This is a genomic window from Clostridium carnis, assembly GCF_054657435.1.
In genome coordinates, this window is sequence record NZ_BAAHYS010000001.1 from 2,614,048 (window position 1) to 2,626,929 (window position 12,882).

A 12,882-nucleotide genomic window follows, 5' to 3' on the forward strand; every position below is an offset into this window, starting at 1 on the left:
GTTATAATGAATAAGCCTATATTAATAGGAATAACTGGGGGAACTGGTTCAGGAAAGAGTACTATAGCTGATGAGATATATTCAAGTTTTTCAGATGAATGTATAGCTATGATACAACAAGATATGTATTACAAAGATCAAAGTCATTTAACTATGGAAGAAAGAATAAAAACAAATTATGATCATCCAAGAGCCTTTGATAATGATTTATTAATAGAACACTTAAAATCTTTAATAGATGGAAAAGGAATAAAGAAGCCAATTTATGATTTTTCTATTCATAATAGAGCTGAAGAAACAGTTAGAATTGAACCAAGAGATATTATAATAGTAGAAGGTATTCTTGTTTTAGAAGATGAAAGAATGCGTGATTTACTAGATATAAAAGTTTATGTAGATACAGATGCAGATATTAGAATCTTAAGAAGACTTGTAAGAGATATAAACGAAAGAGGAAGAACTGTAGAGTCTGTAATAGATCAATATCTTGGAGTTGTTAGACCTATGCATATGCAATTTACAGAACCTACAAAGAGATATGCAGATATAATTGTTCCTGAAGGGGGACAAAATAAAGTAGCTATTGATATTCTTGTAAGTAAAATAAAAGATATATTAAAATAATTGTATAAAAAACATCTCTCAAGGCGAGAATTAAGCCTAGGGAGGTGTTTTTTTGAATCCAAAAAATAGAATAGATATGAGAAAAGTTAAAGGGTTAATTGGGGTAAACCTTTTAATAATGATATTGTTAGGTATAAAATTATATTTTTTGCAAGTTCATCCATCACAAATTGTTTCGGGAGAAATGCAAAATCATCAAACGGAAAATATTTCGCAAATTAAATATAGAATTTTAGATACTAATGGCAAGGATGTTTTAAATTATAATAAAAAGTATATATTAGTTTTAGATACCAAACCATTTATGTTAAACAATTATGAAGAAACTTTAGAGGATTTAATGGCTTTAAACTTTATTATGAAATCAGAAGAAGAAAATTTTAACTATGCCGACATTATGAAGCAAGCTGGTAAACTATATTATTCTGTAAGTGAAGAAACATATAATAAAATTAAAAAATTAAAAAGTATAAAGGGAATTTATACATATGTTTATGATGAGATTGATGCGAAGGAAGCCTGGAGTACAGGTAACTTTTTAGCTTCGATGAATGAAGAAAATATAGTTGATGATTCTTTAGAAAGTGAATTAAATAATTATTTAGGAGATAATAAAACTCCACAGGCAAAATTTTATTTAGATGAAAAAGCTGTTTATGGAGAAGGTATTTTAGAGATTGGAGAAAAAAATAAGAATCTAAAATTAACTATAGACAAGGAATGGGAAAATAAAATAAGAGAGATATTAAAAAAAGACGACTATTCATTTTTAAAAAATATTGGAGTAGTAGTTTCAGAAGCAGAAACAGGTAAAATACGTGCAATGGTTCAAAAGGATGAAACACAAGCAAATGTAAATCTTGGTATAGAACAATTAGGGTATGAACCGGGATCAATATTTAAGGTAATTACAGAAACTGTAGGATTAGATTTAGGGTTAATAGGACCTCATGATGTATTTAGCTGTGATGGAGTTATTTGTAGTAAAAATGGAAAACCATATAGTCATGGAGCTCTTTCAATTGAAGGGGCATTAAAGGTTTCTTGTAATGATATATTTGCAAAAGTTGGAGCTTTAATAGGATATGATAGAATGATGAATTATTTAGAAAAAATGGGGTTATTTAAGCCTGTATTAAACTTAAAAGGAGAAAATAGAACTGAGGCTAAGGGTGTAAAACCAACTCCAGAAGATAGTATGAATAACATTTCAATAGGTCAAACTGTTATGGTAACACCAGTACAAATGGCTGGGCTTTATAATACTGTTGTTAATGATGGAGTATATATAAAGCCAAATATAATAGAATCAATAGTAGATGATAATGATAATATATTAAAAGAAATAAAAAATGAACAAGTAAGAGTTTTTAGTCAAACAGCTGCTAAAATATCACAAGATACAATGTCTAAAGTTATTTGGGAGGGCTCTGGATTTGAAGCAAAAGTTAAAGGAGTTAACATTGGAGGAAAAACAGGAACATCTACTGGACACGGTGGAACGAATCACGGTTGGTTTGCAGGGTATTTTGAAAAGGATGGGAAAAAATATACTATAGTTGTTATTGCACCTAATATTGGAGAGAAACATCCAGATGGAAGAGAACTAGGTGGTGGTAATACAGGAGCCCCTGTCTTTAGAGATGTTGTAACTGAACTTACAAAATAAAATATTAATTATAAGTAGACTTAAAGAATACTCTAATTTAAGTCTACTTAAATTTACATTTATTTTCTAAAAGTAAAGTATTATAATAATTATTCCAAATTTATTTTCTAAAAGTGAAGCAATATTTTAGCTTTTTATCATATGATATAATAAGCACTACTAGGAGGAAGTTCTGTGTTTTTTGTATCAAATATAATAGACCTGTTATGTAATTCTATATTTTTAACTGGATATATTACAGGTAATAATACATTCCCCAAACCGCTAGATGAAGAGGAAGAAGAACAATATTTAAAACTGTTAAAGGAAGGGGATAAAGAAGCTAAAAGTGTACTTATAGAAAGAAATCTTAGGTTAGTAGCACACATTGTAAAAAAATATTCGTTTCCTAATAAAGATATCGATGAATTGATTTCAATAGGTACTGTAGGCCTCATAAAGGCTATAGATTCTTTTGATGGATCAAAGGGTACAAGGCTTGCAACATATGCATCACGATGTATAGAAAATGAAATACTGATGCTTTTTAGAAATAATAAAAAACAAAAAAGTGAGGTCTATCTTCAAGATCCTATAGGTGTAGATAAAGAGGGGAATGAAATATGCCTAATGGATGTGTTAAGTAGTGAAAAAGATTCTGTTTTAGAAAAGGTTGAAAGCAATCTTCAAATAAAGTCTTTATATAATAAGATTTGCCTTTCATTAAGTACGAGAGAAGGGGAAATTTTAAAAATGAGATATGGATTAATCGATGGAAGATGTAGAACCCAAAGAGAAATTGCAGCATTACTTGGAATATCAAGATCATATGTATCAAGAATTGAAAAAAAAGCATTAAGAAAACTAAAAAAAGAATTATCAAGTAAATAATGCATAAAAATATTCTCTATGCAAAGATTATAATGTATAAAAAAAGGATTAAGTGTCTTTTTATAGAATAGTAATAATAATAGACATTAATTAATTTGCAGGGAGGATATAAAATGTATGTTTTAAAGGATTTACTATGTAAGACAATTGAAGAAGGCGCATCAGATTTACATTTAACTGTTGGGTTGCCTCCAACTATAAGAGTAAATGGAAGTTTAATAAGAATAGGAAATGAAAAATTAGTACCAAGTGGAATAGAAGAGTTTGCAAAAGAAATTTTAGGAGTAAATTTTGAAGACTATAATAAAGAGGGTGAAATGGACACTTCATACTCTTTATCAGGTGTAGGGAGATTTAGAGTTAATATTTTTAAACAAAGAAATAGTGATGCAATTGCAATAAGAGTTATAGCATTAAAAATACCAACATTAGATGAATTAAAGCATCCACAAATAATAAAAGATATAATTCATAAACAAAGAGGATTAGTTTTAGTAACAGGACCTACAGGAAGTGGGAAAAGCACAACTTTAGCAGCGATGATAAATGAAATAAATAATACAAGAGAAGCACATATTATTACATTAGAGGATCCCATTGAATATTTACACAAACATAATAAATGTATAATTAATCAAAGGGAGATAGGAAAAGATAGTAAAAGTTATAAGAGTGCTTTAAAAGCAATTTTAAGGGAGGATCCTGATGTCATACTTGTAGGGGAAATGAGAGACCTAGAAACTATATCCATTGCAATAACAGCAGCGGAAACTGGTCACTTAGTTTTCTCCACATTACATACTATTGGAGCTGCAAAAACTATAGATAGAGTAATAGATGTATTTCCACCACATCAACAACAACAAATTAGAGTCCAATTAGCAGCAGTTTTACAGGGAGTTATTTCACAACAACTAGTTCAAACTGAAAACAATAACGGAAGAGTTGCAGCGCTAGAGGTTATGGTTACTACACCAGGAATACAAAATTTAATTAGAGAAGGAAAAACTCATCAAATTGAGTCAGCAATTCAAACTGGTGCAAAATATGGAATGAAGACTATGGATATGGCACTTTCAGAACTTTATAAAAAGGGAATAATATCACCTGAAACTGCATTAACATATTCAGTTGATAGAGAAACTATTAAAAGAATAATGATGCTATAAAAATAAGAGGTAGAGATTCTACCTCTTATTTTTATAAATTTTAATAAATAATATAAATTATTTTAATTATATAGAGGAAATTATCAATTAATGTTGAATATTATTAATATTGAATAATTGAATTATTTTGAAATACATAATATGTTAAAATAATAACAAATATATATTTTTATGAAAAGTATATTTATATTGTATATAAATAGTTGTCTTATTGTGATTTAGATGCTAGAATAAAATAAATATTAAGTTTTATTAAATTTAATTATAAAAATAATGACTAATTTTATGACATTAGGAATTAATATAAGAACAAATGTATTTGCATGAAAGAATATTCTTATTTAAGTGGTATAAAAAGGTATTAAATCAAAAATATACTATTTAATTGTAAAAAGTATCTTTCTATTTCAAATTTCTTTGTTTTTTGAAGTATTAAACTATTGTTAAAAAGGGTTGTAATGATGTAAAATTAATATATAACAAAAATTATATTAATATCCAAATAAAATTGTCAAAGTAGGGTAGAGAAATTAATTAGGTAGAAAACTTTAAAAATTACTAGTAGATATTTTCTGAAGGAGGAATTAGTTTGTTAGATTTCGAAGTAGATATGCAAGAATTAACCAATATTAAAGTTATTGGTTGTGGAGGCGGCGGTGGAAATGCCGTTAATAGAATGATAGCTGAAGGGTTAAAAAACGTTGAGTTTATTGCCGTTAATACAGATAAACAAGCTTTAATGTTATCTCATGCAAATGTAAAAATACAAATTGGAGAAAAATTAACAAAAGGACTTGGAGCAGGAGCAAATCCGGAAATAGGTAAGAAAGCTGCTGAAGAAAGTAGAGAAGAAATAGCGGAAGCAATAAAAGGAGCTAATATGGTATTTATTACTGCCGGTATGGGTGGTGGTACAGGTACTGGGGCAGCACCTGTAGTTGCTGAAATAGCAAAAGCAATGAATATTCTAACTGTAGGCGTTGTTACTAAACCTTTCCCTTTTGAAGGTAAAAGAAGAATGAGACATGCGGAAATGGGAATAGAAAATCTTATGAAAGCTGTAGATACTCTTGTAATAATACCAAATGAAAGATTACTTTCAATGGCTGATAAGAAAACTACATTATTAGATTCATTTAAGTTAGCTGATGATGTATTAAGACAAGGTGTACAAGCTATTTCCGACCTTATTACAATTCCAGGGGTAGTTAATGCTGACTTTGCAGACATAGAAACAGTTATGTTAAATAAAGGATTAGCTCATATGGGAGTTGGTCATGGTACAGGAGATAATAAAGCGCAAGATGCTGTAAGACAAGCAATATCTTCTCCACTTTTAGAGACGTCAATAGACGGTGCTACAGGAGTAATTATAAACTTTACAGGTGGAGTAGACTTAGGTGCTATAGAAGTTTATGAGGCTGCTGATATAGTAAGAGAATCAGCAGATCCAGATGCAAATATAATATTTGGTGCTGTAATAGATGAAACTTTAAATGATGAAATAAGAATTACAGTTATTGCAACTGGTTTTGAAGAAGATAATAATAAATTATTAAGTAAAGAACCAGTATTTGAAAGAAAAGTAGTTCAAGAACAATCAGTAAAAAAAGAAGTTGAAGCTATGGAAACACCAAAAAGAGTAGATCCACTTTTAGATATTGACACAGAAAGTGTAAATATTCCTAGTTTTTTAAGATCTAGAAGATAAATAAAATAACTTAAGATATTAGATATTCAGTATTAATTGAATATCTAATATCTTTTTTTTATTTGCTTGAAAAATATATTAATGTTACATTTTATAAAATTAATAAAATAGCTGTAATTAAATGTAAAAAATCAGAGAGTAAAATATATTTTGTACATGGTTATTATGACAAAATTTTAAGGAGTAAGAGTTTATAATTTAATTACAAAGGAGGGGACAACGTATGGTGGTATATATAGACATATTATTATTTGAAAATTTTATAGTGAATTTATTTCTTTTATTAGCGACTATGAAGATATTAAGATATGAGTATAGGAAAACGATATACATATCGGCTATTGTTGGATCGTGTTATACTATAAGCTTATTTTTAGACGTACCATTTATAACATCACTTCCAGCAAAAATACTAGTAGCTATAATAATGATACTAATAGCTATTAAAAATATTAATATAGGAAACATAATAAAATCTGTAGTAACGTTCTTTGTTATTTCATTTACTTTATGTGGATTATGTTTTAGTTTTTCTCTTATGGAAAGTCAATATAGTATATATACAGATTTTATTATTAGTGATTATTCAATAAAATATTTATTAATATCATTAATGATATTATATATAGTTATAGTTAGATTAGTTGACTACTTTAGAGAAAGGGCTCTTGTGAAAGGTTTTATATATGATGTAGAAATATCACATATGGATGTTACTTTTTGCATAAAAGGTTTTTTAGATACTGGAAATGAACTACGAGAACCTGTTACTAATCTTCCATGTATTATAATTGATGAAAGCTGTTTTGGAAAAGTAAAAATGCCAAATGATAAATTATTTTATGTTTCATACAGTACAATTGGTGAAGAAGGTAAGTTAAAAGGGTTTAAAGGAGAAAAAATAAGAGTAAGGGGACCAAATGAAGAGTGGAGAAGCGTAGATGCAATTATTTGTGAATGTAAAAATAAAATAAATAAGGAAAATGAATTTAACGCCTTATTATCAAGGGGAATAGTGTAGGGGGTATTATGTTAGGATTAAATGTATTACTTAATAGGATTTTAGAAAAGTTAAATATTTTTAGGAGAAAGGTTCATTATGTTGGAGGAAATGATGCACTTCCACCTCCTTTAAAAAAAGAGGAAGAAGAAGAATTAGTTGAAAAATTAGTAAAAGGTGATGAAACAATAAGAGATATACTAATAGAAAGAAATTTAAGATTAGTTGTATATATAGCAAGAAAATTTGAAAATACAGGTGTATGTGTTGAAGATCTAATTTCAGTTGGAACAATAGGGTTAATAAAGGCTGTAAATACATTTAATCCTGAGAAAAAAATAAAGTTAGCAACATATGCTTCAAGATGTATTGAAAATGAAATTTTAATGTATTTAAGAAGAAATAGTAAGGTAAAAGCTGAAATATCTTTTTACGAGCCATTAAATATTGACTGGGATGGAAATGAATTATTACTATCAGATATATTAGGAACTGAAAATGATACTGTTTATAACTTAATAGAAGATGAGGTGGATAGAGAATTATTATTTTTGGCGCTTAAGCACTTGAATGATAGAGAAAAAGAAATTGTAAAGCTTAGATTTGGGTTAAATGGAACAAGAGAAAAGACACAAAAAGAAGTTGCAGATATGCTTGGAATATCTCAATCATATATTTCAAGATTAGAAAAAAAGATAATAAATAGACTAAAAAAAGAAATCAATAAAATGATTTAGGTTGTCTTTAGTATAAAAGGACTCTCTCTCGGAAATACTTTTAAATGCAGTATGTTATTACTTCCGAAGGGGTTGATGATTTTGATCATTAATAAAGTAGAAATATGTGGAGTAAATACCTCTAAGTTACCTATATTAAAAGAAAAAGAAAAAAGAGAGCTTCTTATAAAAATGAGGGAAGGTGAAACTTCAGCAAGAGAAACTTTTATAAAAGGAAACTTAAGGTTAGTTCTTAGTGTAATTCAAAGGTTTAATAATAGAGGTGAAAATGTTGATGACTTATTTCAGGTAGGATGTATTGGTTTAATGAAGGCAATAGATAACTTTGATTTAGGTCAAAATGTAAAATTTTCTACCTATGCAGTACCTATGATTATAGGTGAAATAAGACGATATCTTAGGGATAATAATGCTATAAGAGTAAGCAGATCACTAAGGGATATAGCTTATAAGGCACTTTTAGTTAGAGACAAATTGGTTAAAGATAATAATAAAGAACCAACAGTATCACAAATAGCTAAAGAGTTAAATTTACCTAGGGAAGAGGTTGTATTTGCCCTAGATGCCATTCAAGATCCAGTTTCATTATTTGAACCAATATATCATGATGGAGGAGATGCCATTTATGTCATGGATCAAATAAGTGATTCCAAAAACAGTGATGAAAGTTGGCTTGAAAACATATCAATTAAAGAAGCTATGAAAAAGCTAAATGATAGAGAGAAGTTAATATTAACACTAAGGTTTTTTAATGGAAGAACACAAATGGAAGTGGCAGATGAAATAGGGATTTCTCAAGCACAGGTATCTAGATTAGAAAAAACAGCCTTAAAACACATGAGAAAATATGTATAGAGCTCAATTTTGAGCTCTTTTATATTAAAAATAGTGTACATGCTATAAAATTAAATTTTAAGGGGGAGAGAACATGAACTTTATGAATGATTTTAATAATGAAGAGAATAATACAGAAGAAAATTATGATAATGATATAATATTACATTCGTTAAATGCCTTAAGAACTATGGAGGTAATTGATATTAAAGATGGTGCTAAACTTGGCTTTGTAAAAGATTTTGTAATAGATATACAAGAAAGTAAAGTTATATCACTTATACTTCCATCTAATGAAAGAGGCTGGTTTAGCAAAGAAGAGGATATTGAAATTCCATGGGATAAAGTAAAAAAAGCTGGAATAGATGTAATATTAGTTGATAGTTCTGACTTTATAAAAAGTAACTATGAAAATAATATCTAGATATATTTTTAAAATATATGTATAATGAATATATAAATTTTATAATTATACTTTTATATAGGAAGGCGTGAAGCTTATGAAATGTCCTTTTTGTTATTTTGAAGAGAGTAAAGTAGTTGACTCTAGATCTACAGATGATAATACAACAATAAGAAGAAGAAGAGAATGCTTAAAATGTAATAAAAGATATACTACCTATGAAAAGGTAGAAGATATTCCAATACTTGTTATTAAAAGAGATTTAACAAGAGAAAATTTTAATAAGGAAAAAATAGTTAATGGACTTATAATAGCATGTCAAAAAAGACCTATTTCAAGAAAGCAAATTGAAGATATTGCTGAAGATATAGAAAAAACTATTTCAAATAAAATGATAACAGAAGTTGAATCTGAACTTATTGGAGAAATGGTAATGGAACGTTTAAAGGATATAGATGAGATATCTTATGTTAGATTTGCATCTGTATATAGACAATTTAAAGATATTAATACTTTTTTAGAAGAAATAAAAAATTTAGTTTCTAATCATTAAAAGAGATTTATGCCAATAAAATGGCAAAATCTCTTTTTCTTTATTTAATATATAAGTTTAGTTAAAATGATGTTAAATAAAAAAGAATATAGATAAAAAAATAGAAAATATAAGCAATAAATGTTAAAATGTATTAAACTAAAATTAAAAGAGGTGAAGGGATGAAAAGATTAACTATTAAGGATTTAAAGAGAAAAAGAGATTATTTAATGTTAGAATTAGATAATATAAATGTTATATTCTCAACAGCAGAAGAAGGAAGAAGCTTTAATAGAAATGTAGAAAGTGGAGTAGAAAATCTTAATAGTATTAAAAAGGATTTTAATTTAATAAATGTTGAGTATTTAAATCAAATTCATAGTGATAAAGTTTTTATATTTGAAAATGGAAAAGATGTTAAAAGAGAAGAGGGCGATGCTTTAGTTACAAATGAAATTAAAACAGCTATTGGAGTTTTTACAGCAGATTGCGTTCCTGTTATTATTGTAAATGAGGATAAAAAGGTTATAGCAGCAATTCATAGTGGTTGGAAAGGTACGTATAATTCAATTACTACTAAAACATTAAATGTTATGAAAGACAAATATGATATAGATATCACCAAAACCAAAATATTTATTGGACCTCATATAAGAAGATGTTGTTATGAAGTATCTAATGAATTAAAAGAAAAGTTTTTAGAGCATACAAAAATAAGTGAAAAACAACTATTTGATGGAAGAAATTTAAGTATGGAAGAGTGTATACTTAAGGATATAAGAGAGTGTGGTTTTAAAGAAGAAAATATTTACTCACTGAACTTATGTACTCATTGTGAAAAAGAAATAAAGTTATATTCATATAGATCATCAGTTGGAACTTATGGAAGATTATTTTCGTTTGCATATATAAAGTAAGGGGGAGTTAAAATGGCTAAAGGGAAAATACTAGTAGTAGATGATGAAGAACATATTGTAGAACTTATTAGTTATAACTTAGAAAGTTCAGGCTATAATGTTATTAAGGCAAATAATGGAGTAAATGCTTTTCAATTAGCACGAGAAGAAAAACCAAATTTAATTTTATTAGATTTAATGCTTCCAGGTATGGATGGATTTGATGTATGTAAAGCAGTAAGAGGAGATAGTGATATTAAAAATACTCCTGTTATAATGTTGACTGCTAAAGGAGAAGAATTAGATAAAATACTTGGGTTAGAGTTAGGAGCAGATGATTATATAACAAAGCCTTTTTCTATTAGAGAATTACTTGCTAGAATAAAAGCTGTTTTAAGAAGAGGAAGTGTTGAAGAAGATAATGAAGTTTTCAAAAATAATAATTTGGTTGTAAATTTCGATAGAAGAGAAGTTTTTATAGAAAATAAAAAAATAGATTTAACTTTAAAAGAGTTTGAACTTTTAGAGATATTAATTAAAAATAAAGGTAAAATTCTAACTAGAGACACATTATTAGATAAGATTTGGGGATATGAATATGTTGGTGAAACTAGAACGGTAGATGTCCATATTAGATATTTAAGAAAAAAAATAGAAATAGATGATAAAAATCCTAAGTTTATTGAGACTATAAGAGGGGTTGGGTATAGATTCAACCCCAATAATTAAAATATGAAGAAAAGAATATTAGTTTCATCTGTAATAACAGTTTTATTTGCACTTATAATAGTTACATCATCTTTTATAGCCTTAGTTAACTTAAAAGAAATAGAGAAGATAAAAGAAGTTCTTTCAGTTTATAATAATATAATTATAAACTCAAATGATTATTCAGAAAAAGCCTTAAGTTATTTTAAAGTAAATAATATTAATGTTAGATTTACTTTAGTTAATAATAATGGAGATGTTATTTTTGACAATAAAAAAGAGGAGTTAGAGAATCATGGTGAAAGATCAGAAATAGTAGGAGCATTTAAATTAGGGAAAGCATCATCAACAAGATTTAGTAGTACTCAAAATATAAATTTAGTATATTATGCAACAAAAATTAATGAAAATACAGTTATAAGATCATCAGTACCTATTTCATCCATAAAAGTCTTTACATCTGAATATACAAAGTATTATATTATTGTAATATTGCTTGTTTTATTATTGTCATTAGCATTATCTAAGAAACTTGTTAGAGCAGTTATATATCCAGTAAAAGAGCTTGAATTAGCTACATCAAAAATAGCAAAGGGAGATTACAGTAAACGAGTTAAAATATATACTAATGATGAAATAGGTTCTTTAGCACATACTTTTAATAATATGGCAGATCAGCTCCAATTAAGAGTTAATGATTCTCTAGATAAGCAAAATAAATTAGAGGCTATATTAGAAAGTATGGAAAGTGGAGTAATTGCAATAGATAATAATCAGAAAGTAATGCTTATTAATCCATATGCAAAGAGGATTTTTGGGATAACTGAAGAAATAATTGGAGAAAATATAGGTGAATATATTATAGATTATGATATATTAAAGTTTATAAAAGATATGCCAGCAATAGAAACTAGAGAAGTTAAATTAATGCATCCAATACAAAGAGAGCTTAGGATAAAGAAAGCTCCTATAATAAACATTAAGAAAGCTCCTATTGGTATAGTTATTACAGTTCAAGATTTAACCGATATAAAAAGGTTAGAAAATATGAGAAGTCAATTTGTTGCTAATGTTTCTCATGAACTTAAAACACCTCTTACTTCAATTAAAGGTTTTGCTGAAACATTAAAGTACGTAAAGGATCAAGAAACAAGAAATAAATTTTTAGATATAATTGATAAAGAAGCTGAAAGATTAACTAGATTAATAAATGACATATTAGTACTTTCTAATATAGAAAATAATCATAGAATAATTGAAGATGAATTTAATCCAGCAGAAATCATAGAAGATGTAATTAATATGGTTACTCCTCAAGCGGAAAAAAAATTAACAGAAATAACATTTGTAAATAAAAATAAATTTAATCTAATTGGAGATAGGGATAAATTTTTACAGCTTATATTAAATTTAATAGAAAATGCAATAAAATATTCAAATAATAATAGTAAAGTAGTTGTAAGATCGTATAGTGTTAGAGAATTTATTTACTTTGAAGTTGAGGATAATGGAATTGGAATACCAAAAGAAGATTTACCAAGAATTTTTGAAAGATTTTATCGTGTTGATAAATCTAGAGTAAAAGGTGGTACAGGATTGGGATTAGCTATTGTTAAACATATAGTAAAAATATTTAATGGAGACATCTATGTTAAATCTACACTAGGTGAAGGAACCAAGTTTATTGTAAAGATAAAAAGACTCCAAATTATAAATGAATAAGATTATA

At 27.2% G+C, this 12,882-nt stretch carries 13 protein-coding genes; all 13 read left to right on the top strand.

The genetic code is table 11. The annotated features are described in order from the left end of the window. Positions 1-6: 6 nt before the first annotated feature. The 13 genes from udk to ACYQ1T_RS12665 all read left to right on the top strand — a co-directional run bounded on the left by udk (position 7) and on the right by ACYQ1T_RS12665 (position 12,875). Entirely contained in the window at positions 7-624 is a 618-nt protein-coding gene (gene udk, locus ACYQ1T_RS12605; RefSeq protein WP_459835309.1) for a uridine kinase, read from the top strand. A 118-nt stretch (positions 625-742) separates the two neighbouring features. Further along, on the top strand, positions 743-2,293 hold the full coding sequence (locus ACYQ1T_RS12610) for a penicillin-binding transpeptidase domain-containing protein (protein ID WP_459836546.1): 1,551 nt from the start codon (positions 743-745) through the stop codon (positions 2,291-2,293). 174 nt (positions 2,294-2,467) lie between these two features. Further along, positions 2,468-3,163 (top strand): RNA polymerase sporulation sigma factor SigK, encoded by a 696-nt coding sequence (gene sigK, locus ACYQ1T_RS12615; protein WP_459835311.1) that lies wholly within the window; start codon positions 2,468-2,470, stop codon positions 3,161-3,163. A gap of 113 nt (positions 3,164-3,276) precedes the next feature. Then, positions 3,277-4,332, top strand: a complete 1,056-nt coding sequence (locus ACYQ1T_RS12620) for a type IV pilus twitching motility protein PilT (RefSeq protein WP_459835313.1) — start codon at positions 3,277-3,279, stop codon at positions 4,330-4,332. Between the two features lie 589 nt (positions 4,333-4,921). After that, the gene (ftsZ, locus tag ACYQ1T_RS12625; protein WP_459835316.1) at positions 4,922-6,043 is read left to right on the top strand and encodes a cell division protein FtsZ; all 1,122 of its coding nucleotides are present in this window, start codon (positions 4,922-4,924) and stop codon (positions 6,041-6,043) included. A 223-nt stretch (positions 6,044-6,266) separates the two neighbouring features. Further along, positions 6,267-7,064, top strand: coding sequence for a sigma-E processing peptidase SpoIIGA (locus ACYQ1T_RS12630; protein WP_459835318.1), 798 nt, complete (start codon positions 6,267-6,269; stop codon positions 7,062-7,064). An 8-nt stretch (positions 7,065-7,072) separates the two neighbouring features. Further along, on the top strand, positions 7,073-7,780 hold the full coding sequence (gene sigE / locus ACYQ1T_RS12635; RefSeq protein ID WP_459835321.1) for an RNA polymerase sporulation sigma factor SigE: 708 nt from the start codon (positions 7,073-7,075) through the stop codon (positions 7,778-7,780). A gap of 81 nt (positions 7,781-7,861) precedes the next feature. Further along, positions 7,862-8,635, top strand: a complete 774-nt coding sequence (gene sigG / locus ACYQ1T_RS12640; protein WP_459835323.1) for an RNA polymerase sporulation sigma factor SigG — start codon at positions 7,862-7,864, stop codon at positions 8,633-8,635. A gap of 82 nt (positions 8,636-8,717) precedes the next feature. Beyond that, a complete protein-coding gene (locus ACYQ1T_RS12645) occupies positions 8,718-9,038 on the top strand; it encodes a YlmC/YmxH family sporulation protein (RefSeq protein WP_459836548.1) in 321 nt (106 codons plus the stop codon). A 76-nt stretch (positions 9,039-9,114) separates the two neighbouring features. Further along, complete coding sequence (gene nrdR, locus ACYQ1T_RS12650) at positions 9,115-9,570, top strand: transcriptional regulator NrdR (protein ID WP_459835326.1); 456 nt, start codon at positions 9,115-9,117, stop codon at positions 9,568-9,570. A gap of 161 nt (positions 9,571-9,731) precedes the next feature. Beyond that, positions 9,732-10,466 carry a peptidoglycan editing factor PgeF gene (gene pgeF, locus ACYQ1T_RS12655; protein WP_459835328.1) on the top strand — a complete coding sequence of 245 codons (735 nt, stop codon included), beginning with the start codon at positions 9,732-9,734 and terminating at the stop codon, positions 10,464-10,466. A 12-nt stretch (positions 10,467-10,478) separates the two neighbouring features. Beyond that, positions 10,479-11,174 (top strand): response regulator transcription factor, encoded by a 696-nt coding sequence (locus tag ACYQ1T_RS12660; RefSeq protein WP_459835330.1) that lies wholly within the window; start codon positions 10,479-10,481, stop codon positions 11,172-11,174. A 3-nt stretch (positions 11,175-11,177) separates the two neighbouring features. Continuing rightward, positions 11,178-12,875: a HAMP domain-containing sensor histidine kinase gene (locus ACYQ1T_RS12665; protein ID WP_459835332.1), complete on the top strand. Its 1,698-nt coding sequence runs from the start codon at positions 11,178-11,180 to the stop codon at positions 12,873-12,875. Positions 12,876-12,882 lie beyond the last annotated feature (7 nt).

What these genes read in the sequence shown, in the direction of transcription:
- nrdR (WP_459835326.1), top strand. Translation starts at nt 9,115, where the DNA reads ATGAAATGTCCTTTTTGTTATTTTGAAGAGAGTAAAGTAGTTGACTCT.
- ACYQ1T_RS12630 (WP_459835318.1), top strand. Translation starts at nt 6,267, where the DNA reads ATGGTGGTATATATAGACATATTATTATTTGAAAATTTTATAGTGAAT.
- pgeF (WP_459835328.1), top strand. Translation starts at nt 9,732, where the DNA reads ATGAAAAGATTAACTATTAAGGATTTAAAGAGAAAAAGAGATTATTTA.
- ACYQ1T_RS12620 (WP_459835313.1), top strand. Translation starts at nt 3,277, where the DNA reads ATGTATGTTTTAAAGGATTTACTATGTAAGACAATTGAAGAAGGCGCA.
- ACYQ1T_RS12660 (WP_459835330.1), top strand. Translation starts at nt 10,479, where the DNA reads ATGGCTAAAGGGAAAATACTAGTAGTAGATGATGAAGAACATATTGTA.
- ACYQ1T_RS12665 (WP_459835332.1), top strand. Translation starts at nt 11,178, where the DNA reads ATGAAGAAAAGAATATTAGTTTCATCTGTAATAACAGTTTTATTTGCA.
- udk (WP_459835309.1), top strand. Translation starts at nt 7, where the DNA reads ATGAATAAGCCTATATTAATAGGAATAACTGGGGGAACTGGTTCAGGA.
- ACYQ1T_RS12610 (WP_459836546.1), top strand. Translation starts at nt 743, where the DNA reads ATGATATTGTTAGGTATAAAATTATATTTTTTGCAAGTTCATCCATCA.
- ACYQ1T_RS12645 (WP_459836548.1), top strand. Translation starts at nt 8,718, where the DNA reads ATGAATGATTTTAATAATGAAGAGAATAATACAGAAGAAAATTATGAT.
- sigE (WP_459835321.1), top strand. Translation starts at nt 7,073, where the DNA reads ATGTTAGGATTAAATGTATTACTTAATAGGATTTTAGAAAAGTTAAAT.